Below are 362 nucleotides of genomic sequence, written 5' to 3'. Positions count from 1 at the left end.
TTACGCCTCAGACAACCTTACTGACCAAAATGGGTTATGATGCAGCTGGTCACCTGATTTCACTCGTCAAGCGGCTGAATGACAGCACTAACCTCGAGGAAAAGATCGCAGAGAACACCTATAATGAGCTGGGACAATTGCAGCAAAAGAAAATAGGCGTAGCTGCCAGTGGGCAGTTAGATACCCTCACCTATACTTATAATATAAAAGGCTGGTTAGCGGGTATCAACAAAGCATTCGTCAATTCCACCGGCACAGACAACTGGTTCGGTGAAGAAATCAGTTATGATGATGGCTTTGATAGCAGCCAATACAATGGCAACATTGCAGGCATCAAATGGAAAACCAGGTCCAACGGCATA

The 362-nt window shown here is 45.3% G+C and carries 1 protein-coding gene; it reads left to right on the top strand.

The genetic code is table 11. The annotated features are described in order from the left end of the window. On the top strand, positions 1 to 362 hold a 362-nt coding region (locus BW716_RS37430), incomplete at both ends, for a hypothetical protein (protein ID WP_220388954.1).

The organism is [Flexibacter] sp. ATCC 35208 (assembly GCF_001975825.1).
Lineage (GTDB): Bacteria > Bacteroidota > Bacteroidia > Chitinophagales > Chitinophagaceae > Chitinophaga.
The sequence above is the reverse complement of the archived record's forward strand: the minus strand, read 5'-3'. Positions and strand labels throughout refer to the sequence as shown.